The sequence below is a fragment of the Algoriphagus marincola DSM 16067 genome, from assembly GCF_000429405.1.
GTDB classification, from domain to species: domain Bacteria; phylum Bacteroidota; class Bacteroidia; order Cytophagales; family Cyclobacteriaceae; genus Algoriphagus; species Algoriphagus marincola.
The window spans coordinates 24,807-51,191 of record NZ_AUBU01000015.1 but is presented as its reverse complement, the minus strand read 5'-3'; the positions used below and the strand labels follow the sequence as shown (position 1 = coordinate 51,191).

22 protein-coding genes and 1 tRNA gene are annotated in these 26,385 nt (G+C 41.4%); 21 read left to right on the top strand and 2 right to left on the bottom strand.

Going from position 1 to position 26,385, the window contains the following annotated elements:
- Window positions 1-9: 9 nt before the first annotated feature.
- The 17 genes from G457_RS0113750 (at window position 10) to G457_RS0113665 (ending at window position 21,180) form a co-directional block, all read left to right on the top strand.
- Entirely contained in the window at window positions 10-678 is a 669-nt protein-coding gene (locus G457_RS0113750) for an SCO family protein (RefSeq protein ID WP_026946992.1), read from the top strand.
- The gene (locus G457_RS0113745; protein WP_026946991.1) at window positions 665-1,216 is read left to right on the top strand and encodes a DUF420 domain-containing protein; all 552 of its coding nucleotides are present in this window, start codon (window positions 665-667) and stop codon (window positions 1,214-1,216) included. Before G457_RS0113750 ends, G457_RS0113745 begins: the two co-directional genes overlap by 14 nt.
- 21 nt (window positions 1,217-1,237) lie before the next feature.
- The gene (locus G457_RS0113740; RefSeq protein WP_024283452.1) at window positions 1,238-1,483 is read left to right on the top strand and encodes a hypothetical protein; all 246 of its coding nucleotides are present in this window, start codon (window positions 1,238-1,240) and stop codon (window positions 1,481-1,483) included.
- 54 nt (window positions 1,484-1,537) lie between these two features.
- Window positions 1,538-5,242, top strand: a complete 3,705-nt coding sequence (locus tag G457_RS0113735) for an MFS domain-containing histidine kinase (protein ID WP_026946990.1) — start codon at window positions 1,538-1,540, stop codon at window positions 5,240-5,242.
- 39 nt (window positions 5,243-5,281) lie between these two features.
- A complete protein-coding gene (locus G457_RS0113730) occupies window positions 5,282-8,746 on the top strand; it encodes a hypothetical protein (protein WP_035483940.1) in 3,465 nt (1,154 codons plus the stop codon).
- Between the two features lie 66 nt (window positions 8,747-8,812).
- On the top strand, window positions 8,813-9,517 hold the full coding sequence (locus G457_RS0113725; protein ID WP_026946988.1) for an SDR family oxidoreductase: 705 nt from the start codon (window positions 8,813-8,815) through the stop codon (window positions 9,515-9,517).
- A gap of 4 nt (window positions 9,518-9,521) precedes the next feature.
- Window positions 9,522-11,504 carry a (E)-4-hydroxy-3-methylbut-2-enyl-diphosphate synthase gene (gene ispG / locus G457_RS0113720; RefSeq protein ID WP_026946987.1) on the top strand — a complete coding sequence of 661 codons (1,983 nt, stop codon included), beginning with the start codon at window positions 9,522-9,524 and terminating at the stop codon, window positions 11,502-11,504.
- A 70-nt stretch (window positions 11,505-11,574) separates the two neighbouring features.
- Window positions 11,575-11,769 carry a DUF6728 family protein gene (locus G457_RS0113715; protein WP_026946986.1) on the top strand — a complete coding sequence of 65 codons (195 nt, stop codon included), beginning with the start codon at window positions 11,575-11,577 and terminating at the stop codon, window positions 11,767-11,769.
- 279 nt (window positions 11,770-12,048) lie between these two features.
- The gene (locus G457_RS21515; protein ID WP_051260830.1) at window positions 12,049-13,464 is read left to right on the top strand and encodes a sulfatase; all 1,416 of its coding nucleotides are present in this window, start codon (window positions 12,049-12,051) and stop codon (window positions 13,462-13,464) included.
- A gap of 471 nt (window positions 13,465-13,935) precedes the next feature.
- Complete coding sequence (locus tag G457_RS0113700; RefSeq protein ID WP_026946985.1) at window positions 13,936-14,685, top strand: MotA/TolQ/ExbB proton channel family protein; 750 nt, start codon at window positions 13,936-13,938, stop codon at window positions 14,683-14,685.
- Between the two features lie 55 nt (window positions 14,686-14,740).
- A complete protein-coding gene (locus G457_RS0113695) occupies window positions 14,741-15,070 on the top strand; it encodes a hypothetical protein (protein WP_026946984.1) in 330 nt (109 codons plus the stop codon).
- A gap of 2 nt (window positions 15,071-15,072) precedes the next feature.
- Window positions 15,073-15,705 carry an ExbD/TolR family protein gene (locus G457_RS0113690; RefSeq protein WP_026946983.1) on the top strand — a complete coding sequence of 211 codons (633 nt, stop codon included), beginning with the start codon at window positions 15,073-15,075 and terminating at the stop codon, window positions 15,703-15,705.
- A gap of 1 nt (window position 15,706) precedes the next feature.
- Window positions 15,707-16,171 carry an ExbD/TolR family protein gene (locus G457_RS0113685; protein WP_024283440.1) on the top strand — a complete coding sequence of 155 codons (465 nt, stop codon included), beginning with the start codon at window positions 15,707-15,709 and terminating at the stop codon, window positions 16,169-16,171.
- A 58-nt stretch (window positions 16,172-16,229) separates the two neighbouring features.
- A complete protein-coding gene (locus G457_RS0113680; protein WP_026946982.1) occupies window positions 16,230-17,552 on the top strand; it encodes an MFS transporter in 1,323 nt (440 codons plus the stop codon).
- Window positions 17,549-19,021, top strand: coding sequence for an NAD(P)H-hydrate dehydratase (locus tag G457_RS0113675; protein ID WP_026946981.1), 1,473 nt, complete (start codon window positions 17,549-17,551; stop codon window positions 19,019-19,021). The genes G457_RS0113680 and G457_RS0113675 overlap by 4 nt, the downstream gene beginning before the upstream one ends.
- 61 nt (window positions 19,022-19,082) lie before the next feature.
- Entirely contained in the window at window positions 19,083-20,270 is a 1,188-nt protein-coding gene (locus tag G457_RS0113670; protein WP_026946980.1) for an MFS transporter, read from the top strand.
- 67 nt (window positions 20,271-20,337) lie between these two features.
- Window positions 20,338-21,180, top strand: coding sequence for a DUF3667 domain-containing protein (locus tag G457_RS0113665; protein ID WP_081701443.1), 843 nt, complete (start codon window positions 20,338-20,340; stop codon window positions 21,178-21,180).
- Window positions 21,181-21,238: 58 nt separating this feature from the next.
- Here G457_RS0113665 and asnS read toward each other — a convergent pair whose 3' ends face one another.
- Window positions 21,239-22,690 carry an asparagine--tRNA ligase gene (asnS, locus tag G457_RS0113660; RefSeq protein ID WP_026946978.1) on the bottom strand — a complete coding sequence of 484 codons (1,452 nt, stop codon included), beginning with the start codon at window positions 22,688-22,690 and terminating at the stop codon, window positions 21,239-21,241.
- Between the two features lie 176 nt (window positions 22,691-22,866).
- On the opposite strand from asnS, the gene rpoN reads away from it, so the two are divergent.
- Both rpoN and G457_RS0113650 read left to right on the top strand, forming a co-directional pair.
- Window positions 22,867-24,324 (top strand): RNA polymerase factor sigma-54, encoded by a 1,458-nt coding sequence (gene rpoN, locus G457_RS0113655; protein ID WP_024283433.1) that lies wholly within the window; start codon window positions 22,867-22,869, stop codon window positions 24,322-24,324.
- Window positions 24,324-24,944, top strand: coding sequence for a hypothetical protein (locus G457_RS0113650; RefSeq protein ID WP_026946977.1), 621 nt, complete (start codon window positions 24,324-24,326; stop codon window positions 24,942-24,944). Before rpoN ends, G457_RS0113650 begins: the two co-directional genes overlap by 1 nt.
- 27 nt (window positions 24,945-24,971) lie before the next feature.
- On the opposite strand, the gene G457_RS0113645 is transcribed toward G457_RS0113650, so the two are convergent.
- Window positions 24,972-25,715, bottom strand: a complete 744-nt coding sequence (locus tag G457_RS0113645) for a porin family protein (RefSeq protein WP_026946976.1) — start codon at window positions 25,713-25,715, stop codon at window positions 24,972-24,974.
- Between the two features lie 178 nt (window positions 25,716-25,893).
- Here G457_RS0113645 and G457_RS0113640 point away from each other — a divergent pair.
- Window positions 25,894-25,967 (top strand) — tRNA-Arg (locus G457_RS0113640).
- 150 nt (window positions 25,968-26,117) lie between these two features.
- Window positions 26,118-26,381, top strand: a complete 264-nt coding sequence (locus tag G457_RS0113635; protein ID WP_026946975.1) for a hypothetical protein — start codon at window positions 26,118-26,120, stop codon at window positions 26,379-26,381.
- The last annotated feature ends 4 nt before the right edge of the window (window positions 26,382-26,385 follow it).

Below are 26,385 nucleotides of genomic sequence, written 5' to 3'. Positions count from 1 at the left end.
GAAGCCACGATGAGAAGTTTACGAATTTTACAAGGTTTAGTATTGGTTTGTATTCTACTGATTCCTGTTTTGATTATTATGTTTCTCAGGAATTTTGGAGAAAACCAATACGATCTCCCGGTGTTTTATGAAAATGGTGTAAGCAACCCTTTCATGGAATGCCCTCCCAATGACAGTACCCAACATTATATTCCTGAGTTTACCTTCACCAACCAAGATGGTGAAGCGGTAGGACGAACTGAAATGGAAGGAAAAATTACCATCGTGGATTTTTTCTTTACTTCCTGTCCTAGTATCTGCCCCATTATGTCCAAAGAAATGGAGCGAGTGAATGATATGTTCAGGGATGAACCGGCCGTGCAAATCATGTCTATCAGTATTGATCCAACTTATGATACGCCCGAAGTTTTGAAGGAGTATGCCGATAAACATGGAGCCATCCCGGGTAAGTGGCATTTTCTTACTGGACCACCTGAAGAAACCTATCAGTTAGCAAAGTGTGGATTTGTGCTGCCTACAGTCGATGGGATGGGAAATCCGGATGATTTTATCCACAGTGATAAGTTTGCCCTGATAGATGAACAGGGTAGAATCCGCGGTTACTATAGTGGGACAAACAGAGAGGACGTAGATTTGTTAATACTTGAGACAAAAGTGCTTTTACATGGAAAAAGTTAATTCATTACTAGAAAATGAATCCAAAGTAAAATCTTGGATCATCATCATTTCCATTCTGATTCCGGTGGTTGTAGCTATTCTGCTATTCATGCCCTCCAAAATTAATGTGGGTGCAGAATGGGTTTACTTCCTGCCTCATTTAAATGCAGTTATTAATTCTGCAGCTAGTGTTGCACTCATTATTGCTTTGATTTTTGTCAAGCAAAAGAAATACGCCTATCATGGTGCGACTATGTCCGTTGCGATGGCACTAGGCGCGATCTTCCTAGTTTCCTATGTGATCTACCATGGTTCTGCTGAGAGTACTTCTTTCGGTGGAGAGGGTTGGATTCGCTCAGTATATTACTTCTTGCTCATTACACACATTGTTTTTGCAGCTGTGGCACTTTTTCCAATTCTTTTCGCTTATTACTATGGGTATACAGATCAGCGGGCTAAACACCGGAAGGTTGTTAAATTTGCTTATCCGATTTGGCTTTATGTTTCTGTCACGGGGGTAATTGTTTATTTGATGATTTCTCCGTACTATATTCAGTAGCTTATTATAAAGTAAGGAACAATGAGATTGAAAATCACCCTATTTACATTACTATTCTTCGGATTCCAATTAGCTACCTGGGCTCAGTGTGCTATGTGTCGAGCTTCTGTAGAGAATAATGTCAGTAATGGAGATACTTCTATTGGCGCAGGATTGAATACGGGGATTTTATATTTATTCGCTATGCCTTATACCATTGCCTTGGTAATTGGCATACTTTGGTATCGGGCAGCGAAAAAACGGAAAAATAAACTGGCTATTCGATAGTCTGATGGAAAGCAAAGTTTGATACAAGACTTTGCTTTTTTTATTTTTAGGGAAATGCTTCAAAAATTCAAACGGCTGATCATACTTGTCAGCGCCTTCTTGCTCCTTGCAGTATTGATACTGAATTTCTTTTTCTTTCAGAAAAGTGAGGAAGAGGCTTTTTTTGAAGATGTACAGGAGGAAATCTATGAGATCGATCGGGAGTTCGACATGGATTTCGTGCAAATTCTCATGGAAGTAAGGCCTGATGAGGCATTAAGTTTTGAGAATATTTCTTCTAAAAGCTCCATCCACCCCTTTTTCATTCTTGATGAGTCAAAGAAGCTTTTGTATTGGTCAGATTTTTCAGTGAGCTTCAATTTGGATGCGCTTATACCAAATCAGGAATATCAATTCATAGAAGATCCATATGGTACTTTTCTGACCAAGAGCCGAAAGTTTACCAGAAATGGAACCAGTTATTACGTAGTCCATGCATTTAGGCTTTTTTGGCCAGGATCCATTCAAAATGACTATCTGCGCACAGGTGCAAACCGTCGAGTATTTGGAAATGATTCAATTCAGCTCAGCGATCCACATAGCCAAAGTCCTTACTTGGTAAGTAATGCAGCCGGCATCCCGCTATTCGGAGTAGCTTTTGAATATGGATACCAGTCATCAGGTCGGCTTTCCAACCCCGCCATTCTCATCTTTTTCACTTCGGTTTTCCTATTGTATTTCCTACTGAGTTCGGATTTTGTAATTCGGAAATGGAAACAAGGAAGAAGATGGCAAGCGATTGGCTACGGGAGCTTAGTACTTTTAGCCTTTAGGTTGGTCATGTTGGTATTAGGTTTTCCAGGTTCTTATTTCAACCTGCCATTATTTGATCCATCCAACTTCGCCTCTTCTTGGCTAAACTCCAGTTTAGGTGACTTATTGATCAATACCCTATTTGGAGTAGCTATTGGAGGAATGATCGTTTTTCAATTTGCCTCTCCATTACTTCATCGCAAGATTAAGATTTTAAAAACATCCCAAGAGCAGCAGGCCTTTTTTGGTTTTTTTGTTTTTCTCAGCTCATTGGCCTTTTTCCTGGTCTGGGTGCTACCAAAAAATCTTATCCTAAACTCTCAATGGGCAATGGATATTTCCATTATCCCCACTTTTGGGTGGTTTGAAGGGATCAGTTTTTTGATCGTGTTTTTGTGGGCTTCAGTTTATGTGATGCTCAATCTTACCTTGATCAGCTTACTATTCGAACTAGCGATCAAGATGAATATTTTGATCCGATATCTTTACTTAGCTGCTATACCCATAGGACTTGTTTTGGGTTTTATTTCGATTTGGTTGGCAATAGCGTGGACTGTCCATATCCTTTTTCTCACTGCAATTATTCGCTTTAGGCTATTTCAAAATATTTTCCGCTTAGGCCTAAATACATTTTTGACGTTCTTCTTTGCGAGTTTTATCTGTGCCGTGATAGCGGGTATCGCAACTTTTCAAACTGAGAAGGAAGAACTGATTCAATCAAAAATTCGATTCGCCAATCAAAATTTGATTGAAGGTGATGTGATGACGGAGTTTTTCCTCGGTGAAGTTTTTGGAAGGATTCAGTCTGATTTATTTATTCAAAATCGTCTTGCTGATCCTTTGCTTTCCAAAGAACCTATCGAGACAAAGATCAGAAGGATTTACTTGGATAATTATTTTGATCAATTTGAAGTCAATATCCGGGTTTTTTCTTCTAGAGGTCAGGATTTGATCAATACACAGGATGAACGAAGCCTTAGCGAATTGCGAGATCTTTACATCAAATCTGATTACCTGACTAGTCAGCGAGGATTGTATTTTATTCGGGGCAAGGAGTCCAATCCCAAGAATCAATTTGTTGCTATTGTGCCGGTCATTCGGGATCAGAATAGCGTTGGAACGGTTTTTCTTGAGCTTCGGCAGCTTCGGGTTCAGCCGGGTTCGGTTTACCCGCGATTGCTATTGGATAAAGAATACAATGAACGCTTGGATCCCGTCCAGTATGATTATGCGGTTTATCGTGATGAAGAGCTAATCCGTAATTTTGGGTCATTCAATTATGTGAATCCTGAGCTAAAGTCCAGGTTAACAGAGAGCAAGTTGTTTCAGAGTGGCATCCATGTCGCAGGCTATCACCATTTAGGGTTGGTCAATGGTTCAGAATTGATTTTGATCTCATCACCCAATAGACCTTACTCGTACTTTTTGGGAAATATTTCGCTCTACTTTGTCATTTTCATCATCTTGACATTTCTAACTATTCTGGCAAATTCCTTATTCAAAGGGTTTAAAAATCTAGAAATCAATTATTCCACTAAGCTTCAATTGTATCTGAATTTTGCCTTTTTCTTTCCAATCATCATCATTTCTATCATCACAATTGGTCTGCTGGCCAATAGCTATCGGGAAGATTTGAATGAGCAATATTTACAGAAGGCCTTCTTAATCAGGAGTAATCTGGTCAATTTTCTCAATGACCGCTCTCCATCCGAGATCAATCCGGAATCTCTGGAAGAGGAAATAGTGAATTTGGCAAATACGGTAGCTGCCGATCTGCATCTATATGAAGCTAGTGGGAAATTAATCGCAACGAATCGGCCAAATATTTTCGATAAGAAGCTCCTCTCTAGACTCATCAATCCTGTCGCAATGGCAGGTATTGTAGAGAATAACCAGATTCAGCTGCTAGTGGATGAAAGACTTGGGTCCTTGAGCTATAAATCCGTTTATCTAGCCATCTTACCACCTTCCGATCAGGAAGAAGTAGCGATTTTGTCTGTTCCATTTTTTGAATCTGAGTCGGAATTGAACTCATTGATCGCAGATGTGATGAGTAATATCTTCAACGCTTTTGTGGTGATATTTATCCTGTTCTTGATCGTGTCTTATTTTGTTTCGCAGAATTTAACTTTCCCATTCCGATTGCTGACGCAAAAACTCAAAACCACCAATCTTGAAAATAATGAACCGATGCGTTGGGATACAAAGGATGAAATTGGGATGCTGGTCAATGAATACAACAACATGCTTTTCAAGCTAGAAGCAAGTAAGAAGGTATTAGCTTCTACTGAGAAGGAATCTGCCTGGAGGGAAATGGCCAAACAGGTAGCCCATGAGATCAAAAACCCACTCACACCCATGAAGCTGACGCTTCAGCATCTGCTCAGACTACAGCAACAAGATCGGCTTGATGACACTTCGAAGTTGAAAGAATCATTCGAAACCCTGATTCATCAGGTGGATGCCCTGAGTGGAATTGCTAGCTCCTTTTCCACTTTTGCCAAAATGCCGCTTCCGAAAAACGAGCGAATGAACTTCAAGTCTGTGCTAATGAAAGTGTTGGACTTGTTCAAAAATGACGAGCGGCTCGATTTGATATTCAAAGACGATTCATTTACGAATGAAATACCCATCCAAGGGGATGACAAGCTTTTTGGCAGGGTGATTTCAAACCTGATAATTAATGGAGTGCAAGCGGTAGAATGGAATAAGCGGCCCGTCATCAATGTATGGCTTTGGATGACTGAGCAGGATGTCTTTCTAGAGATTTCGGATAATGGCAAAGGAATACCCGAAGAGCTGCGTGATAAGATCTTTATCCCGAATTTCAGTACCAAGTCCACAGGCTCAGGACTGGGCCTCGCCATAGCTAGAAGCGGTGTAGAGACAGCGGGTGGAAAGATATGGTTTGAAACGAAGATAGGAGAGGGGACGACTTTTTATCTAACTTTCCCCCTCACACAATAGGTAGTAATTGCTACCTTGGTCTCTAGGACTGGATTGGCTATGAGGACTTTGATACTTTTTTTCCTGATCTTCGGCATTTCGCTTTCAGCAGCGAAGGCACAGGAGAAGTGCAGGGATTATCAGGTAGTCCTTCTGGAGCAAGGCTTGGAGTTAGATTCCCTTTCTGTCATTGAGGAAAGTATCCGAATAGTTGGTGATGGGTTTGATTCTCTGAGGTGGTCTTTTGATCTGAATACCAATCAAATACAGATTGTTTTTCCTGATGATTTTGAAAGTTCAAGCATCCGTATTTGCTTTCGAACCTTCCCATTTCGCTGGGATCAAGCAGTAGCTCGTAGAAGCCTCCGAGTTGATTATGATTCGGCTGCTCGTTTTTATGATAATAGGGTAGTTGATTCAGAGATTTTTGACTTTCGAGAAGAGCTTTTTCCCACCACTAATCTCTATAAATCCGGTAGTCTGACACGCGGGATATCTGTGGGAAATACACAGAATGTCTTTGTCAATTCTGCCTTGAATCTGCAATTGGAAGGAGAAATAGCTGAAAATCTACGCATTCGTGCCAGTATCACCGATCAGAATGTTCCTTTCCAGCCAGAGGGAAACACGCAACAGCTGCAGGATTTTGATAATGTGTTGATAGAGTTGTATAATGAAAATTTCAACCTTTCGGCTGGAGATGTGGTCCTTCAGCAGCGAGAATCAGAGTTTTTGCGATACTATAAAAATGTACAGGGCTTGCGGTTTACTTCCGAGTATCAGGCAAATGGTTGGAAGGCGAGTACACAGGCTTTTGCTTCTGTCGCCAAAGGGAAATTCGCTTCCATTAATGTACCTCCTCTTGAAGGGGTTTTAGGGCCCTACCGTCTTACAGGGCCGAATAATGAGCGCTTCATTATTGTCATGGCCAATTCAGAACGGGTTTTTCTTGACGGGAAATTACTACAGCGAGGTTTCAATGCTGATTATGTTATTGATTACAATCAGGCTGAAATCACTTTTACACCCTCCGTTCTGATCACTCAATTTTCCCGAATACGCGTTGACTTTGAATACGCAGAGCGGAATTTTTCCAGATCCATAATCGGAGCCAATCATATCCAAAGTAAGGGCAATGTCGATCTCTATTTCAATTATTATCAGGAGAGAGATAACCGAAACAGGCCATTATTCACAGAGTTTTCTCAGGAAGAATTGAGTCTACTGAGTAGTGTGGGAGATCAGGTTCAAAATGCCGTCATCCCTCGGATCGATTCGGTAGCCTATGATCCCAGTAAAATTCTCTATGAGCGGATCACAGAATTGGATGGAGCCGGAGTGGCTTTTACCTATTATCGCTACAGCACTGATCCAGCCGTAGCGCATTTTGAACTTGCTTTCTCCTTGGTAGGGAATGGGAATGGAGATTATCGCCGTGTCAATCAATTGGCGAATGGGACCGTGTTCGAATATGTGCCGCGTGTAAATGGTCAGCCACAGGGGGATTATTCAATTTTGACCCAACTTCCTGCACCCGATAGCCGGCGAATGCTCACCGCAGGTACCCGAATAATACTTGGGGAAAAGGAGAAAATCTATTCTGAGGTAGCTTGGTCTTCCCGTGATCGGAATTTATTCTCTGAAATAGATGATGAGGATAATCAGGGACTCGGCTGGAAAGTCGGTTTAAGTTCGGAAGGAAGAAAATTGAATTTTTTGCCAGAATATACGCTGCATTCGGGAGCAGAATTCGAGTACAACTCTACCAACTTTAATTTCATTGATCGTTTCCGATATATTGAATTTGATCGGGATTGGGGCATAGACCCTACGGTTGTGAACGCTACGGCTGCTGCTGAGCGACTTTTCAGAGCAGATGTCAGTTTGGAAAAGGATGCATTCAATCGTTTTGACTATCAGCTTTACCTTCGAAATAGAGCAGAGATGCTCAGCGGACAACAGCACAAGGCCAACTGGAATACAGAGATTGGGAATAGAATTCGGCTTCGAAATGAGTTTTTCCTGCTTAAAAGTGATCAGGATAGCATCCGCTCAGACTGGCAGCGCTACCTCGGGGAGATTACTTACAAGTCCAAAGCGCTTGTCCCAGGATATCGCTATTCCTTGGATAGAAATGCAGTGATTGCGGTCGAGAGTGATTCGGTTTTGGGTACTGCGATGAATTTTCAGGAGCACTTAATTTTCCTGCAGAATCAGGATAGCTTAAAAACGAAATTCCGACTAGATGCTGCCTGGCGTGAAGATAGAGCACCTTTTGAGGGAGAACTCGAGACCGATACCCGGGCTTTCACAGCCAATGCAAGATTCCAAAAGCAATGGCAAAATCACAGTCTCCAGTCGACTTTCACTTACAGGACTATCGAATACATTCGAAGAGACTTGCCGGAGGAATTGACTGTCATGGGTAAGGTCGACTACTTGGGATCTATTGCAAAAAATCTGATTCGTAGTGAGCTAAGTTATGCCCTAGGAAACGGTAGGGAGCTTCAGCGGGAGTATATTTTTATACCGGCTCCGAATGGAGATGGGACGCATACTTGGCGGGATGACAATGGCGATGGAATTCAGCAATTGAATGAGTTTTACCTAGCGATCAATCCAGAAGAAAAGCTGTATGTAAAGATCTTCGTACCGACTGACACCTATGTTCAAGCTTATACCACCCTGCTCAATTATAGACTCCAGGCAAAGTTTCCAGCCAGCTGGCAGGAAGAAGGTGGCCTGAAAGCTTGGCTTGCTAAATTTTCTAATACATCAAGTCTAAGTGTTGAAAAAAAGGTGAGTTCCAATAATTTTCTGGATCGAATAAATCCCTTCATTGGCTCGTTGAATCGGGAGGACATCTTGTCACTCAGACAGGTGCTGAGGTCCAGTTTCTTTTTTAATCGTGCCTCTGCTAAATACGGGTTGGATCTTTCTTACTTTGATTCTCAAATCAAGCAATTATTGGCAGGAGGCTTTGAAGATCAAATCCAAAAGGATTGGCGGATCAATTCGCGAGTCAATTTTGGTGGTCTTCTTACTTTGAGATGGGTAGGTAGCATCGGAGAGAAGGCTGCTAGTTCTGACTTTTTGGATAATCGAAACTTCATAATCAAGCAATTGAATACAGGGCCTGAATTGGCATGGCAGCCCAGCCCTTCTTTTAGGGCTACTGCAACCTATTCTTATACCCAAAAGCAAAATACTTCCAACTTGGAATTGGATGAAAGAGCCATGCTTCATCAGACAGGAATGGATTTTCGACTTGCAAAAGCGATTAAGACGACTTTGACTGCGAATCTTAAATGGATCGAGATAGACTACAATGGCGTGGTTAATTCTCCGGTCGGTTATGAAATGCTTCAAGCCTTGACACCGGGTACCAATATTACTTGGTCCCTCAATTGGCTTCAGAAAATCGGTGAGGGACTTCAAATGAATTTGGTCTACGAAGGCCGGAATTCTCAGGGCCTTGATCGAGTAGTTCATGTTGGAAGGATGCAAGTCTCCGCACTCTTTTGATAAAAAAATGTAACTTTGCCATTGCTAGATAGTTGTCATACTAACTATTAAAACACGAACAATCTAATGGGAAAATGTATCCTCGTCACAGGCGGAACAAAAGGCATCGGAAGGGCTATTTGTCTCCGGTTTGCAAAAGAAGGATTTGATATAATTACCTGCGCCAGAAACGCTGATGACTTACAAACTTTAGAGAAAGAGCTTCAAGCTATCAATTCAGATGTAAAAGTGCTGACTGTTCAAGCTGATCTTTCTAAAAAGGAAGAAGTAATGAATTTGGCACAAAAAGCCAATGAATTTTCTAAGATAGATGTCTTGGTGAATAACACAGGGGTATTTCTTCCAGGAGCCATTCATGAAGAGCCAGAAGGCAATTTTGAACTCATGATGGAGACGAATTTATATTCAGCTTATTACCTCGTACGAGCCATTCTTCCTCAAATGATGGAGAGCAAATCAGGGCATGTATTTAGTATGGGATCAATAGCTGGGACGACTGCCTATCCTAATGGAGGTAGTTATGCAATATCCAAATGGGCCATGTTGGGAATGACCAAGTGTCTGCGGGAAGAAATGAAACCATTTGGAATCAAGGTGACATCTATCCTTCCAGGAGCGACCTTTACTGCGAGCTGGGAGGGAGTGGATCTGCCTATTGAGCGTTTTATGAAAGCCGAGGATGTAGCTGATACCGTTTGGGCAGCTTATAACCTTTCTCCTGCCTCGGTTGTTGAGGAAATTACCATTCGACCACAACTCGGAGATATCTGATACTATGAACCCAACCATTCAAACTGCGGAGCTAAACTATTGCGACAGCCTCACATCCTATAGCAGACGAAAGACTATCCCGGTACGCGTAGGAGATGTCATCATCGGTGGGGATAATCCCATCGTGGTCCAATCCATGACCACAGTTGATACTATGGATACCATGGGCTCTGTGGAGCAATGCATCCGAATGATCGAAAGTGGATGTCAACTAATCCGTATCACTGCACCTAGTATCAAGGAAGCAGAGAATCTTAGAAATATTCGAGATGAACTTAGAAAGCGCGGTTATAACACTCCTTTGGTAGCAGATATTCACTTTACTCCAAATGCTGCAGAAATTGCAGCTGGTATTGTGGAGAAAGTCCGGATCAATCCGGGAAATTATGCTGACAAGAAGAAGTTTGAGGTAATCGAATATACCGATGAAAGTTACCAGGAAGAGCTAGCGCGAATCCGAGAGCGTTTTTTGCCTTTGGTGAAAATCTGCAAGGAAAATGGTACTGCTATGCGAATCGGGACTAATCATGGTTCGCTTTCGGATAGAATCATGAGCCGCTATGGCGACACCCCATTGGGGATGGTAGAATCGGCTTTGGAGTTTTTGAGGATATGTGAGGATGAAAATTATCATGACATCGTGATCTCGATGAAGTCCTCCAATACTCAAGTCATGGTGCAGGCTTATCGACTACTTGTGCAAAAGCTAAATGAAGGAGGATTTAAGCCTTACCCACTTCATTTGGGGGTAACCGAAGCAGGAGAGGCTGAAGATGGCCGGATCAAATCAGCCGTGGGAATCGGTACCCTGCTAGAAGATGGTCTTGGCGATACGGTGCGGGTTTCCTTGACAGAAGACCCTGAGTTTGAGGCACCGGTTGCGAAAGCACTCATTGACCGATACATTTCAAGATTGCCTCATGCAGCTATCGATCCTATTGAGAAGTATCCGATCACTCCTTTTGAGCATACCAAGCGTGAGTCAGCTGAGATTTACAATTTTGGTGGGCAGAATGTACCTCGGGTTATTACAGATATTTCCCGTATTTACGGAATTACGGAGAAGGAAATGAAGGCAGTTGGTCATTTTTACCTACCTGAGCTGGATAAATGGAAAATGAATGATCTCGGATGTGATTTCGTGTATTCAGGAGATCATCCCATTCCTTTTATGTTGCCAAACGGCATGCGGGAAATCCAAAATTTCGCCACTTGGGAAGAAAGTCAAACTCGGGAAAATATCTATCCTAGGTATACCTTTGAAGAGTTTCAATCTGCACAGGACTTTCATCCTCAATTGAATTTCCTTGAAGTTTTTGATACGCAAGTGTCCGAGGTTATTCCATCAATTCGAAACCGCAAGGATCTGGTACTGATTTTAAAGACATCCAATGCTCACGGTATGCCAGCACTCAGAAGGGCTTTTGTATCCTTGATGGATCTGCAAATTCAGGTTCCTGTTGTGGTCAAAGTGAGTTATCCAGACCAAACAGCCGATCAGACCATGCTGTATGCAGCGACTGACGTGGGTGGACTTTTGGTAGATGGAATGGGAGACGGGATTCTGATTTCCCTAGAAAAGGAAAAAGCACATACCAGAGAAGAGGTTTTAGAGCAAATCAAGCTACACAACAATGTCTCTTTTGGCGTACTTCAAGCAGCTAGAACCCGAATGTCCAAGACCGAATATATTTCCTGTCCTTCTTGTGGTAGAACCCTTTTTGACCTGCAGGAAACAACGGCTATGATCAGAAAACGCACTGACCATCTAAAAGGCGTGAAAATCGGAATCATGGGTTGCATCGTCAATGGTCCCGGTGAAATGGCAGATGCGGATTATGGCTACGTGGGTTCAGGAAAAGGAAAGATCACTTTGTACAAAGGGAAAGAAGTGATCAAGCGTTCGGTACCTTCAGAAAAGGCTGTTGATGAGCTGATTGAGATCATCCGGGAAGATGGGATGTGGTCCGAACCTGAGGCTATTTAAAAACCTTTGATTTTAGCTGAAATTGTAAACTATTCTGAATCTGGACCTGTTCTAAGACAAAATGGAAAAAATGGCCGAAAAAAATAAAGTAAAGGAGTTTTTTAAGCTTGGTGAAGTAGGTAATTACTTCATTCGGGTTTTTAAAAAACCAGATCCTAATCAAAAATCAAACTTCAATTTGAGAATGATGCATGGAATCAATAAGATTTCTATTCTAATCTTCCTCTTTGCGATTATCGTTTGGACAATCAAGCGACTGATGTAAGTTGTTACTTTAAATCCAAAATCTTAAATCAAAAGCCCCCAATTAGTAGCCAATACTTCTTGGGGGCTATTTATTTAACCTGTAACTAAACTTGCGATTGGTGCAGAGGCCGGGAGGGTATAAATTACCACTCCCGAATTCCTCTGACTTGAAGAAACTAAACTGAATTTACCAGCACTCGAAAATCAAATCAATTCTATTTACGGGAGCTGACTTAGCAAAAGCTGAAATTTTTAATGAAAAGATTTTATCTTATCCATAAGATTCAATCTAGGAAATATGCGAGTGCTACAAATAGTTACTTTTTTGGCTTTAATGGTGGTTTTTGGGCAGTCGATTGCTCAGAAAAAAGACTTAAATATTTTAATAATTCATGTTGATGATCTGGGTGCTTCAGATTTAGGTGTTTATGGAAGTGATTTCTATGAGACTCCGAATTTAGATCGATTGGCTGCTGAAGGGATGCTTTTTACTCAGTCCTACGCTGCAGCAGCTATTTGCTCCCCAACCCGAGCGGCATTACTGACTGGCAAATACCCGGCGAGATTGGGAATAACAGATTGGATCCGCGCAAAATTCCAAGGTTATTCGACTTCTGGTAAGGAGGGAGAATATGAGATTTTCGAGGATAGACCCATGAAGACTCCAAAAATACAGGGCTATCTGCCACTAGAGGAAGTGACTCTACCTGAGCGATTACAATCCTTGGGTTATAGTACGTTGCATGTAGGGAAATGGCATTTGGGAGAAGAAGGATTTCATCCGGAGAACCAAGGCTTTGATATGAATATTGGCGGAAATGATTTGGGGCAGCCACCCAGTTACTTCGATCCCTATATTTCATCAAATCCAAATCCGGATTATGTGATTAAAAACCTGCCAGCAAGACAGGAAGGGGAGTTTTTGACCGATCGAGAAGGAAGTGAGATCATCAATTTCATCCAAAATCAAGAGAATAAATTTTTTATTCACTGGGCTCCTTATGCGGTTCATACGCCCATAATGGGGCCAGAAGTTTTGGTGAAGAAATATCAAAATAAACTACCCGGCATACAGCGAAACCCAACTTACGCGGCTTTGATAGAAAACTTGGATCAAAATGTAGGGAAAGTGATAAGTAAGCTAGACCAATTGGGCCTTCGTGAAAGCACGCTTATTATTTTCACTTCCGATAATGGAGGCCTGGTAGGTAACCTGGATAATCCCGTCACGGTAAATCTTGGACTTCGATCATTCAAGGGATATCCCTATGAAGGAGGGATTAGGGTTCCTACTATAGTTTCCCTACCAGGTCAAATCCCTAGTGGAGCATCCTCAGATATCCCAATAATTACTATGGATTGGCTTCCTACTATTTTGGATTTTCTGGAAACGGATTCTAATGTGGGAGATGGACAGTCGCTTAAATCGATTTTGCTTAATCAAGGTCAATTGCCAGAGCGGGATTTTTTTTGGCATTTCCCTCATTATCGAGGGGCTGATGTCTTACCTTATTCCATTATTCGCTCAGGTAATTACAAAATGATTTATTATTTCGACGGAGAAGGAGTGGAGCTTTTTGATTTAGTTTCCGATCCACAAGAAAAAGAGAATCTAGCCAATCAGTTACCGTTTTTAGTTTCAGAGATGAAGAGCAAGTTGGAGCGATGGTGGGAGAACACAAATTCAAGATTGCCGGTTTTGAAGGAGAATTGATCAGGGGTTTGGTTTTGAAAAGGTCAAAAAGGAATAATGATTTTGAGCAAAGAATAAATACTCTGATTTGAAGTATCGGACGGTGAAAAGTACTTTTGATTGTCCTGTAAGCGCTTTTTTGCTTAAAATTTTACCCAATCAATAGTTTACTGAAGAATCCATAGAGAGGTGATTTGATGGATTTATGATAATTATTGACTTGAATTTTAGGAATCTTAGCATGAATAATTTTTTGTTTCAGGAAAAAAATGAAATTTTAGCATCGAGTTAGAGAGTTATTGGGATTTTAGAAAATGGAATATTCCTTCCGCTCGTGTAAAAATTGACGAATTCGAGTCTAAAAGCCTGAATATTTCACAAAAATCTAAAAGACCCCATTGTTTTTTGAATTCAAAAAATGATAACTTTAAAACTCGATTTTAGTCTAGAAACCATTTAACCTTTATCAAAAGTCTATTTAAAAATCACATTATGAGAAAGTTAATCGCTTTGTTCATGCTTGCAGGAATCCTGTTCGCACCTGTATTCGCAATCGCACAAGATTCTCCCACTGTAGTTGACGACGAGATCGTAGCTGAGGAGCAGAGTTTCCACCAAGTCGTTAAAGAGAAGTTTATCGAAGGAGACCCTGTCTTCATGACGCCAGTTTTGGTTTGTCTTATTTTGGGACTTGCTGTAGCGTTAGAAAGAATCATTACCCTCAACCTATCTACTACTAATACCAAGAAGCTTTTGGCAAAGGTAGAAGATGCGCTAGCTTCGGGAGGAATTGAAGCGGCCAAGGATGTTACTAAGAGCACCAAAGGCCCGGTTGCTTCCATCTTTACTCAAGGTCTGATGAGATACTCAGAAGGCATCGAGATGGTGGAGAAGTCAATCATCGCCTACGGTTCCGTAGAAATGGGTCGTTTGGAAAAAGGTCTAGTATGGATATCCCTATTCATCTCCTTGGCTCCAATGCTTGGTTTCATGGGTACGGTAATCGGTATGATTGGTGCATTCGACTCTATCGAAGCAGCCGGTGATATCTCTCCATCCCTAGTAGCAGGTGGTATTAAAATCGCCCTTTTGACAACAGTAGCAGGTTTGATCGTTGCGATTATCCTTCAGCTATTCTACAATTATTGCGTTGCAAAAATCGATTCTTTGGTGAACGATATGGAAGATGCATCCATCTCTTTGGTGGACATGCTTGTAAAGCACAAATTGACTGGTAAGTAATCCGTCTTTTGTAGCATTTCCTTATTAAATTCTAAAACCCCAAAGAAGAAACATTATGGATACTTATGACATTTTCCTTTATGCTGGATACGGTCTAGTAATTGCTGGGGCTTTCTTTGCGATCGTTATGCCGCTTATTAAGTCTCTGGACAATCCAAAATCTTTGCTAAAAACAGTGGTTGGCATCATCGGAATCGTAGTATTGTTCTTTATCGCATACTCGATTTCCAGTAATGAAGTACTTCCTAAGTTTGAAGCAGATCCGTTCAACCTAACTCCAACAGGTTCGCAGTTTGTAGGTGGTATGTTGATTACCACATATGTGTTAGCGATTGTAGCATTGGTAGGAATTGTATTTACGGAACTCAATAAAGCTATCAAATAATTATGGCTAAAAGTAAAAGCAGAATGAGTCAGGAAGTCAATGCAGGTTCGATGGCAGATATTGCCTTCCTACTATTGATTTTCTTTCTCGTGACCACGACGATCGCTTCGGACAAAGGTATCTTAAACGTACTGCCTCCGAAGTTGGATCCGAATAATCCGCCGCCAGAAATTGATAAAAACGAACGAAACATCTTTACCATTCTTGTCAATGCAAATGATGACTTACTGGTAGAAGGTGAATATCGTGAATCTGCGGATGGATTGGATGAAGATATCAAAGCCTTCGTTTTGAATTTCGGAGCTCCAGATGAAGATGCACAAGCATTATTCAACTCGCTTCCACAGTCACTACGAGCCCAAGCTGCACGTGATCCAGAGTCTTCAGACCATCCAGGAGAAGCTGTAGTCTCTATCAAAACAAACCGTGGAACCTCTTATGAGAAGTACTTGGAAGTATTCGACTTGGCAAAGAAAGCTTACTTTGACATCTATGCAGAGCGAGTAAATCTCGAAACCGCCGAATATCGAACACTTCCTGGAAATGATGATGCTGAAAAAGCGCTCATCGATAAAGGAAAAGAAGGTATTCCAATGGCGATTTCTATTGCAGAACCTGATAAAATCGGAAGTTGATATGGGAAAGTTTAAGAAAAAAACCAAAACATCGGAGAACATCCCTACTTCAGCCCTTCCTGATATTATCTTCATGCTGTTGTTCTTCTTCATGGTGACTACAGTATTGAGAGAGCAGGAAATCTTGGTAGAGCAAAAGATTCCTCAGGCTACACAGCTTCAGAAGCTTCAGAAGAAAACTCTTATCTCGTATGTGTACATTGGTAAGCCAAAAAACACAGCCTTGTATGGTTCTGAGCCAAGAGTGCAAGCTAATGATGCTCTTTTGACCCCGGCAGATATTGTACAGTGGGTTAACAGAGAGCGTGATGCCTTGCCAGAAGCAGATAGAGGAATGATTACAATCTCTATGAAGGTTGATAAGGACGTGAAAATGGGTCCAATCTCTGATGTTCAGACAGAACTTAGAGAAGCGGATGCAAGACGAGTTCTTTACGCTTCAGTAGGAAAAGTTGTGAATAATTAATTTAGAAATACTTTAAAAATTAAAGCTATCTCCCCAAAGAGATAGCTTTTTTTCTATAATGGCAGTCCTGATAAAAAATAAGCGGCAAGTTCAAAATGCCTGGGCCATGTATGATTGGGCAAATTCGGTATATAGCCTGGTCATTACATCTACCATTTTTCCAGTTTATTACAATTCCGTTACTAAAGGAATTGACGGATCAGAACTTGTTTCATTTTTTGGATTTGAAATCATCAATACGGTTCTGTATTCGTATTCTATATCTTTTTCCTTTCTAGTTATAGCTTTGATCTCTCCCATACTATCTGGTATAGCCGATAGTAGTGGGAAGAAACTCGAATTCATGAAGTTTTTTGCCTATCTAGGTTCTGTTGCCTGTGTAGGTCTTTTCTTTTTTGAGGGAGATAATTTGGAATGGGGAATTATCTGTAGTGTAACAGCAAGTGTTGGTTATGCGGGGAGTATTGTGTTCTATAATGCTTTTCTTCCTGAGATATCAAAAGAGGATGAGTACGATTTATTAAGTGCCAAAGGCTTTGCCCTCGGATATATTGGAAGTGTGGTGCTCTTGGTAGTGAACCTTTTAATGATTCAAATGCCTCATCTTTTTGGTATTCCTGAAGGGGGGATGGCTGCTAGGATTTCTTTTTTGATTACCGGAGTCTGGTGGGCTGGGTTTTCCCAAATCACATTCAAATACCTTCCCAGAAATCCTTATGATAAAAAAATTAAAAGGGAATTGCTTTTTTCTGGTTATCAAGAAATTAGAAAAGTCTTTGGACTGATCAAAAAGATGCCGTTCACAAAGCGATTTCTAGCTTCTTTTTTCTTCTATTCCATGGGGGTGCAGACGGTCATGTACCTAGCCGCCACCTTTGGAGACAAAGAACTTGGATTGCCTGGTGATCAGTTGATTATTACCATTCTCATTATCCAATTCGTGGCTATTATTGGTAGTTATCTTTTTGCTTTCATCTCAAAGAAATTTGGGAACAAAACCAGCCTTATCATCATGGTTCTAATTTGGACGATGATTTGTGCTGCAGCATACTATGTTTACAATGTGTATGAGTTTTTTGCTTTGGCCTTTGTGGTCGGTCTTGTGATGGGGGGGATTCAGTCCCTTTCTAGATCTACCTACTCAAAACTGATTCCTCAAAACACCACGGATCATGCTAGCTTTTTCAGTTTTTATGATGTCACTGAAAAAATGGCAATTGTGCTCGGTACCTTTTCCTATGGAGCCATCGAACAACTAACAGGAAGCATGCGGAATTCGGCACTTTCACTTGGAATTTTCTTTCTTGTAGGCTTAGGGTTTTTATTTTTAGTTTCTATTCCAAAACGTGAATTAGCTGTAAAAACAGAGGAGGTTTTATGATACGGATTCTTAAAGGAGACGCTGTCAGCAAACTGGACCAGATGCATTGCAAAAGAAGTGGGCAGTCAAGCTATGAACTGATGGAAACAGCAGTTCTAGGCTTTATCCATTGGTTTGAGGAACAGAAATTTACTGGTCAAGAAATTTTCATCTATGTGGGTGGTGGAAATAATGGAGGAGATGGTCTTGGAATTGCCAGGCATTTACAGCAAAGAAACTATCAGGTAACGGTAGTGCTTTGTTTCAATGATGAAGTTGATATTTCTGCTGATGCCAAAATCAATTTTGACAGATTACCAGAAGGCGTAAGCAAAGTAAGCTTTGAAGATTTTGACTTTCCCTCTAAAGGTATATTTATAGACGCTTTCTTAGGAGTTGGCTTGAAAGGCAAGTTGAGAGACTCGGCTCGTCCGATAGTTGATTCTTGGAATAAGCAGCAAGGATTAAAAATAGCCATAGATATTCCCAGCGGTCTTTTATCAGAGGGAGTTGTAAATGATAAGAGTTTGGTTGCATGTGCGGATTACACGGTCACATTTGCCTTTCCTAAGCTTTCCTTATTATTTCCCGAAAACGCCCAAGTCGTTGGTGAGTTAGTGCTGGTAGATATTGGAATAGCCGATAGTTTATACCAAGAGTTTGAATCTGATCTATTTTATATCCAAAAGAAGGATATCCCAGAGAGACACAAACGGTTTCACCGATTCTCGCACAAGGGAGATTTTGGGAGAATATTGCTGATTGGGGGAAGTCTGGGGAAAATGGGAGCCGTCGTTTTATCCGCAAAAAGTGCACTGCGGACTGGGGCGGGTCTTGTGACTTGTCAAATTGATGAATCAGAACGTTTTATCATACAAGCCTCAGTTCCCGAAGCCATGGTTATTGGGGAAGATTTCAAAGATTTGGATGCCTTTGATTCGATCGGTGTAGGGCCTGGCTGGGGAGTTGACAACCGAGAAAAGCAACTGGAGTTTTTACTTAAATCCTTTTCAAAGCCGATGGTCTTAGATGCAGATGCATTGAATGTATTGTCAAGAAATCCGGAATTGATGTCACTTCTTCCAAAAAACTCAATTCTTACTCCTCATTTGGGTGAGTTTGAGCGGCTAGTTGGGAGTTGCGTCAATCATCCTGATCGGATGAAGAAAGCTTCAGAACTTGCAAAGAAGTATCAGATTATTCTTGTGCTGAAAGGAGCAAATACATTAATAAGCCTTCCTGATGGAAGACAGCTTTTCAATAGTACTGGGACCCATTTTATGGCTACTGGAGGGGCTGGAGATGTCTTGACAGGAATGATCACCGCTTTTTTAGGAATGGGCTATAGTCCTGAAAATGCAGCTATCTGCGGAGTGTTTCATCATGGACTGGCAGGAGAATATGCAGGAAAAATCAGATTTCAGGGAACCATAGCATCAGATATTATTGAGCAAATTCCCCGTACTTTTGAATTCGTTGAGAATTCTTAAATATTATTCTCTCAAAGCAAACTAACCTGGAAATGGATGGGTTTTCGGATAAAGGATTTTTATGAACCGTGAGAAACTGCTGCTTTGGACTTTGGCAGCTATCAATTTTATCCACATTGTGGATTTCATGATCTTGATGCCCTTGGGGCCTCAATTGATGCGGCTATTTGGGATATCTCCTAGTGAATTTGGTTTATTGGTATCATCTTACACCTTCAGTGCAGGGATTTCCAGTTTTTTTGGCGCATTTTTTTTAGATCGATTTGATCGTAAGAAAATCCTTTTTTGGGTTTATGTAGGCTTTACGGTAGCGACTTTAGGCTGCGCACTTTCTCCTAGCTACGGTATCCTACTTTTAGCCAGGATCTTGTCCGGATTGTTTGGAGGATTGACTTCGGCCTTGATCTTAGCGATTATAGGTGATGTGATTCCTGATGCCAGACGGGGAAGAGCCATGGGATTGGTCATGGCGGCCTTCTCGGTAGCTTCTGTGCTTGGGGTTCCGCTTGGACTGTTTTTGGCGGGGCTATCTGATTGGCATACGCCTTTTTTCATCTTGACAGGACTTTCTTTAGTCAGCTTAGGGATGATATTTCGATTCATTCCCAATATTGCCGATCATCTTGGGCAGGAAGTTCAAAGACCCCATCCGCTCGAAGTAGTAAAAAGAGTGACAAGTAATTCTAATCAAATGCGTGCCATTACTTTGTCGGTCATGATGATGTTTGGGCAGTTTATGATTATTCCGTTTTTGAGTCCTTACACGGTAGCCAATGTAGGTTTCACTGAACTTCAATTGACTTATATCTATATGGCTGGAGGCGCTTTCACCATCTTTACTTCACCATGGGTAGGGAAGATGTCTGATAAATACGGAAAGCTCAAAGTCTTTACCATTTTTATGTTTCTAAACGTCATCCCCATCGCAGTGATCACCAATCTAGGAGTAACTCCTATCCCTTTTGTATTGATGATTTCGACGATGTTCTTTGTGACCTCCAATGGACGCTATGTTCCTGCTGCCGCGATAATCACGGGTACTGCTAGACCTGAGAATAGAGGTAGTTTTCTGAGTTTCAATTCGGCAGTGCAGCAAATGGCTACCGGGCTAGCTTCCCTAATTGCAGGGATGATCATCGGTGAAAATGCCCTTGGCCAACTTACAAATTTCAATCTAGTGGGTTATATCGCGATTTTCTTCAGTCTCCTTTGTATTCCTCTTGCCCGAAGGGTGAAAGTAGTGAGTTGAAAAAACTCGATTGTTTGAATTGATACAATTATTCGAGATATTAATCTTCTCGGAAATTGTTTCATCGATGGTTGACCATAGGAATGTTTGCGTAAGATGTGGTGAAGAGCTAAAAGGCATGTTTTGCTACTCTTGCGGAGAAAAAAAACTCGAAAGGAAGGATAAAAAGCTCAGTCATTTTTTTGAAGAATTGATTGCCTCTGTCTTTGTCGCCGATGGAAAGTTTCTTTCAACGATCAAATTATTGATTACTCGGCCGGGAGAACTGACTCGGAATTTTGTCATAGGGATTAGGAGAAAATACCTCTCACCACTCCAACTCTTCTTTTTTGCAAACCTGATCTATTTCATATTCCCCATTATCTCTACATTCAACACATCTCTGGAAGTTCAGATGTATCAATTGCCCTATAGCAGCCAAATTGAAAGGGTTGTAAACACACATCTTGCGAAGAGTGGCGAGAATAAAGAGCTATTTAAAACGAATTATGAACGAGTTTCTAACTCCAATGGGAAACTCTTACTAATTATTCTAGTCGTATTACAAGGACTGTTTTTGAAGCTGCTATTCTTCAAAAGAGAGGATTTGTACTTGATTGATTTTTTTGCAGGTTCAGCCTATTTCTATGGCTTTTATATTCTTTTTGCTTTAGTGTTATTTCCTGCCTTATTTAATCTGGGAGTTGGCTTGTTTTCATTTTCCATCGGAGGGATGATGAATGAGGCGACTTTATCGATCATTTTATTGGCTGTAGTGATTGTCTACATGTATGCTTTAATCAAAGGTGCATATAGTACATCCAAAGCAGGAGCAATTTGGAGAAGTTTGCTGCTAGGTGTGTTTCTGATTCCAAGCTTTATTATCTACCGATATATTCTTTTTTGGGTCACTTTTTGGATGGTGGTCTAATCCTTTGCAAAAAAATCCCCAACCTTTCAGTCGGGGATCTTTACTTGATTGATTTTTCTTAAAATTCAGCGTTCCCTGGCGTCCTTGGGAAGGCAATGACGTCCCGGATATTTCCCATTCCAGTGACAAATTGCACCATTCGCTCAAAGCCCAAACCAAAGCCTGCGTGTGGAGTAGAACCGAATCTTCGTGTATCCAAAAACCACCACATTTCATCAGTCGGAATTCCAAGCTCCTCCATTCGGCTGACCAAAAGGTCCATTCGCTCTTCACGCTGAGAACCTCCCACGATTTCTCCTATCCCTGGGAATAGAATGTCCATTGCTGCTACGGTTTTGCCATCTTCGTTCTGTCGCATGTAGAAAGACTTGATCTCTTTCGGATAGTCCGTGAGAATCACTGGCTTTTTGAAGTGCTTTTCTACTAAATAGCGCTCATGCTCCGATTGCAAGTCAGCTCCCCATTCCTCGATCAGGTATTGGAATTTTTTCTTTTGATTAGGCTTGGATCGCTTTAGAATGTCGATAGCCTCGGTGTAGGTGATCCGTACAAAATCATTTTCAGCTACAAACTTCAGCTTTTCGATCAAGCCCATCTCCGAACGCTGATCAGCTGGCTTGGACTTTTCCTCATCCAATAGGCGATTTTCCAAAAACTTCAAATCTTCCTGGCAATTTTCTATCGCGTAGTTGATTAAGTACTTGAGAAAGTCTTCCGCCAAATCAGCATTATCCTCGGCGTCATAGAAAGCCATCTCTGGCTCAATCATCCAGAATTCAGCCAAATGTCGGGTGGTATTGGAGTTTTCGGCCCGGAAAGTAGGTCCAAAAGTGTAAATCTCAGAAAGTGCCAATGCGGCCAATTCTCCTTCAAGCTGTCCAGACACCGTCAGGTTCGCTTCTCTTTCAAAGAAATCCTGCTTAAAGTCTACCGATCCATCTTCCGTTTTAGGAGGATTTCCGATATCTAGGGTGGTTACCTTGAAGGTCTCACCGGCCCCTTCCGCATCGGACGCTGTAATAATTGGGGTATGGATGTAGAAGAATCCCTTATCATTGAAGTACTGATGCACGGCAAAAGCCAAGGCATGTCTCACTCGAAAAACAGCCCCAAAAGTATTGGTGCGCATTCTCAGGTGGGCGATCTCTCTTAGAAATTCCAAGGAATGCTTTTTCGGTTGAAGGGGATATTTTTCCGGATCTGCTTCCCCGAGCACTTCAATGCTGTTTGCATGAAGTTCAGATGTCTGTCCCGAACCTTGGGACTCGACCACGGTACCCGATATTTTCAGACATGCACCTGTCGCACATTTTTTTAATATTTCCTCTGAAATCTGATTTGGATCTGCTACTACCTGATAGTTGGTGATGATGGATCCATCATTCAGAGCGATGAAAGACACATTTTTATTACTTCTTCGGGTACGTACCCAGCCCATGATTGTGACTGATTCTCCGATCGGACTCTGCTCCAATAAGGTTTTGATTTTGACCCGTTTGTTGAATGCCATGTTTGTGAATTTTGAGTTTTTACTTAAAAAGTGAAGCCCTTTTAAGTGGTTTGCAAAAAAACGATTAAATAAGCTTTTTATCAAAAATTTGCTCCTTTTTCCTAACTTTGAATTCAAGGCTTTTTCACTTGAAAAGGCTTTTTTTAGACCCAGATAAAAGGTTTTATTCCGTTCAAATGCAGAAGTTACACCTCAGTCAGTCACTCTCTCAGAAGCTTTCACCGCAGCAGATTCAATTTATCAAACTGCTACAGGTACCTACTGCCGAACTCGATGCTCGTATCGAGGAGGAGTTGGAGATCAATCCTGCCCTGGAAGAGGGGAAGGAAGAAAAGGAGGATGCAGCTGCTGATGAGGATTTTGAGGACTCTTATGAAGAGGATCTCGGTGTGGATGATCGGGACATCAACTTGGATGATTACCTCGATGATGAGTACAGTGGGTATAAAATGCAGGGAGATGGAAATTACAATCCAGATGAAGAAGATCGGGAGATGCCAATTTCATCCCAATCTTCTCTTCATGAGCAATTAATTCAGCAACTGAACTTCCTCAGACTGGATGATAGGCAGCGAATCATCGGTCAGCAATTGATAGGAAGCATCGAGAATGACGGATATATCCGTCGCGACTTAGAGGCGATCATCAACGACCTTGCTTTCAGTCAGAATATTGAAACCGATATCGATGAGCTGGAAGAAATATTGATAAAAATTCAAAATTTTGATCCTGCTGGAATTGCTGCCCGCAACCTTCAAGAGTGTTTGCTGATTCAGTTGGAGCGTAAGGAGCATCCCGATGACCCGGTGGTGCAGCATGCTATTCGGATTTTGCATGATTGCTTCGATGAGTTTACCAAGAAACATTACTCCAAAATCCAACGGAAATGTGATCTCACTGAGGAGGAAACGAAAGAAGCGGTACATCTAATCACGCACCTAAACCCCAAACCCGGAGGAACTTCGGATGGTTTGGTAAGGACTCAATACATTATTCCTGATTTCATATTAGTCAATAATGGCGGAAAACTTGAAGTCAGTCTCAATTCTAAAAATGCACCCGAGCTTCGAATATCCCGGTCTTATGCCGAGATGTTTGACGCTTATGATAAGTCCGACAAAAAGGATAAAAAGCTAAAGGAAACGGTCTCTTTTGTCAAGCAAAAATTGGATGCAGCGAAGTGGTTTATAGATGCGATTAAGCAGCGTCAAAATACGCTTCTTCGGACCATGCATGCGATTATTGACTACCAAAAGGAATTTTTTGTTGATGGTGACGAAACAAATCTGCGTCCAATGATTTTAAAGGATATAGCAGAGCGAATTGATATGGATATTTCTACCGTTTCCCGAGTAGCGAACAGCAAGGCTGTCCAGACAGAATTTGGGGTATATCCATTGAAGTACTTTTTCTCTGAAGGGATATCGACAGACAGTGGGGAAGATGTCAGCAATCGGGAGGTGAAGTCAGTCCTTCAGACCATGGTGGATGAGGAAGATAAGCGAAAGCCGCTTTCCGATGACAAGTTGGTCAAAATGCTGAATCAAAAAGGATATAATATTGCCAGAAGAACCGTAGCGAAGTATCGAGAGCAGCTGCAAATCCCTGTGGCCAGACTTAGAAAAGAATTGTAGTGGAAAGAGCGATAGCCCTGGTCATTTCCATCGTATTTCAACCTTTGATTGTACCGACCCTGGTTTTTGGGTTGATATTATTTGGAGTGCCTGAGGCGAGCAGTGTTCCTGCCTCCTTTAAGTTGAGGATTTTCTACTTGATTGTCTTGTCCACCTTGGTGATTCCTATGCTGACCATTTTTGGGTTGAGGCTTAGCGGAACAGTCAAAAGTTTGCACATGCATACGATAAAAGATCGTGCGATTCCTTTTTCAGTTACCACCGTCTATTTTTTAATGACCGTCTATTTCATGTTCAAAATCAATGAACTGGATCCAATTCTTTGGCAGTCACTTGGTGTGATCGCTTTGGTAGTATTAGTTTTGACCGTAGTTACATTTTTCTGGAAAATGTCTGCTCATATGACCGGTATTGGAGGTTTGGTAGCGATAGTGGTCGTGTTAGGTTTGAAGTTCACTAACTTCCAAGTGCTCTACCCATTGCTGCTATCTTTGCTTTTGTCGGGGGTTGTGGGATCTTCGAGACTGTACTTAGATGCTCATAAGCCCGTCGAAATTTACGCGGGATTTATTTTTGGCTTCTTGGCCTGTTTTGTAGGATTTCTGTGGGTGTGGGCATAAAAAAACCGGGCTGAACCCGGTTTGAAATTAGAAAAGATTGACGGCCACTCCGAAGCTTATTTGTTGTGCTTCATTATTGCCGGGACCTTGATTCTCTTGGAACATTCGATTCAGACCGAAATAACTCCATGCATAAAAGCCAGGTGAACCAGCCTTCAGCGTAATTCCATACCTGATTTGTTCGAATCCGTAGTTTTGTGAGTCTTTTACCTTTCTGGTGAGTCCATTCTCGTCTTCATAGGTGATTTTGCTGTGTGCGTTGTATAGGATTCCCACCTTACCTCCAACCGAGACCCGAAATCCTCTGCTGTAGTTAGATTTGTTGAAATGGTAGGTGAAATCTAGAGGAACATCAAAGTAACTTAGAGCAAAAGTATTTTTGTTGACTTGGATGTTTTCTCCATAGACTTCGGTCAAATCTAAAAGTTGACTTGACTCAGGTCCTTTTTCAGGGTCATTAAATAGGTTTCTGTCATTCTGAAAGGCTAATTTGTCTGTGCCAATACCAAATCCAGGATTGAAAGTGACTCCAGAATTTTCCCCAAAAATGCGAAAAGGGTGCTGATAGTAAATGTTGAATGTCTTAGAACCAAAAAATCGGGTGCTCAAATCAGCAGGTCGATTGTTTAGCAGGTTAAATCCAAACTCAAGAACAAGATCAGAAGGAATATTCGGCCTTCCCCCTATTGGGACTTTAGGGCCTGTTTTTTCCTGTGCCTGTGCGGTAAAGATCAGTGATAGGGCGAATAATAATCCGAGTATTTTTTTCATCAAAATGCAATTATAATCATACTAGTGCGGGCAAAAATAGAAAATCCCTAAGGATTAATCCTGATTTTGTCCTTAATAATTCTTAAGTATCGCCGAAGATAAGTTGAGATATTTTTAAAAAACCTCGATCATGTTGTTTGGATAAAATCCATTTACTCGTACCTTTGCATTCGCTTTCGGCCTCGTAGCTCAACTGAATAGAGCACCTGATTACGGCTCAGGAGGTTTCAGGTTTGAATCCTGACGAGGTCACTAACAAGCCCAACCATTTAGGTTGGGCTTTTTTTTATTTAAAAAAGCTTCTCTTTTGAAAGTGAAGCAATATCAAAGGATCTATTTCTTTTGAGAGTAGCTTTTTTTTTGGTGATGATTGAGTTACTTTGAATTCGAAATAGAGACCCAATGAAAGTCGGTAGAATTTTAGCAGGTGTATTCGTTGTTGTTGTACTCAACTCATGTGAGAGCTGGTTTCAGGATATTGGCTTGAAAGATATCAAGCGAGTCGATGGGCCTTGTACGATAACTTTGGTAGACGGTACTGTTATAGAGACTCCATATAGCTTGGAAATAAGCATTCGAACTGAGGCGATTACCTACCGGGATGAAGACCGGAAACTTTGGACGGTCTTCCGAGAGGAATATGAAAGTTACGTTTGTCAGGAATAAAAAA

What these genes read in the sequence shown, in the direction of transcription:
- G457_RS0113750 (WP_026946992.1), top strand. Translation starts at nt 10, where the DNA reads ATGAGAAGTTTACGAATTTTACAAGGTTTAGTATTGGTTTGTATTCTA.
- G457_RS0113745 (WP_026946991.1), top strand. Translation starts at nt 665, where the DNA reads ATGGAAAAAGTTAATTCATTACTAGAAAATGAATCCAAAGTAAAATCT.
- G457_RS0113740 (WP_024283452.1), top strand. Translation starts at nt 1,238, where the DNA reads ATGAGATTGAAAATCACCCTATTTACATTACTATTCTTCGGATTCCAA.
- G457_RS0113735 (WP_026946990.1), top strand. Translation starts at nt 1,538, where the DNA reads ATGCTTCAAAAATTCAAACGGCTGATCATACTTGTCAGCGCCTTCTTG.
- G457_RS0113730 (WP_035483940.1), top strand. Translation starts at nt 5,282, where the DNA reads ATGAGGACTTTGATACTTTTTTTCCTGATCTTCGGCATTTCGCTTTCA.
- G457_RS0113725 (WP_026946988.1), top strand. Translation starts at nt 8,813, where the DNA reads ATGGGAAAATGTATCCTCGTCACAGGCGGAACAAAAGGCATCGGAAGG.
- ispG (WP_026946987.1), top strand. Translation starts at nt 9,522, where the DNA reads ATGAACCCAACCATTCAAACTGCGGAGCTAAACTATTGCGACAGCCTC.
- G457_RS0113715 (WP_026946986.1), top strand. Translation starts at nt 11,575, where the DNA reads ATGGCCGAAAAAAATAAAGTAAAGGAGTTTTTTAAGCTTGGTGAAGTA.
- G457_RS21515 (WP_051260830.1), top strand. Translation starts at nt 12,049, where the DNA reads ATGCGAGTGCTACAAATAGTTACTTTTTTGGCTTTAATGGTGGTTTTT.
- G457_RS0113700 (WP_026946985.1), top strand. Translation starts at nt 13,936, where the DNA reads ATGAGAAAGTTAATCGCTTTGTTCATGCTTGCAGGAATCCTGTTCGCA.
- G457_RS0113695 (WP_026946984.1), top strand. Translation starts at nt 14,741, where the DNA reads ATGGATACTTATGACATTTTCCTTTATGCTGGATACGGTCTAGTAATT.
- G457_RS0113690 (WP_026946983.1), top strand. Translation starts at nt 15,073, where the DNA reads ATGGCTAAAAGTAAAAGCAGAATGAGTCAGGAAGTCAATGCAGGTTCG.
- G457_RS0113685 (WP_024283440.1), top strand. Translation starts at nt 15,707, where the DNA reads ATGGGAAAGTTTAAGAAAAAAACCAAAACATCGGAGAACATCCCTACT.
- G457_RS0113680 (WP_026946982.1), top strand. Translation starts at nt 16,230, where the DNA reads ATGGCAGTCCTGATAAAAAATAAGCGGCAAGTTCAAAATGCCTGGGCC.
- G457_RS0113675 (WP_026946981.1), top strand. Translation starts at nt 17,549, where the DNA reads ATGATACGGATTCTTAAAGGAGACGCTGTCAGCAAACTGGACCAGATG.
- G457_RS0113670 (WP_026946980.1), top strand. Translation starts at nt 19,083, where the DNA reads ATGAACCGTGAGAAACTGCTGCTTTGGACTTTGGCAGCTATCAATTTT.
- G457_RS0113665 (WP_081701443.1), top strand. Translation starts at nt 20,338, where the DNA reads ATGGTTGACCATAGGAATGTTTGCGTAAGATGTGGTGAAGAGCTAAAA.
- asnS (WP_026946978.1), bottom strand. Translation starts at nt 22,690, where the DNA reads ATGGCATTCAACAAACGGGTCAAAATCAAAACCTTATTGGAGCAGAGT.
- rpoN (WP_024283433.1), top strand. Translation starts at nt 22,867, where the DNA reads ATGCAGAAGTTACACCTCAGTCAGTCACTCTCTCAGAAGCTTTCACCG.
- G457_RS0113645 (WP_026946976.1), bottom strand. Translation starts at nt 25,715, where the DNA reads ATGAAAAAAATACTCGGATTATTATTCGCCCTATCACTGATCTTTACC.
- G457_RS0113635 (WP_026946975.1), top strand. Translation starts at nt 26,118, where the DNA reads ATGAAAGTCGGTAGAATTTTAGCAGGTGTATTCGTTGTTGTTGTACTC.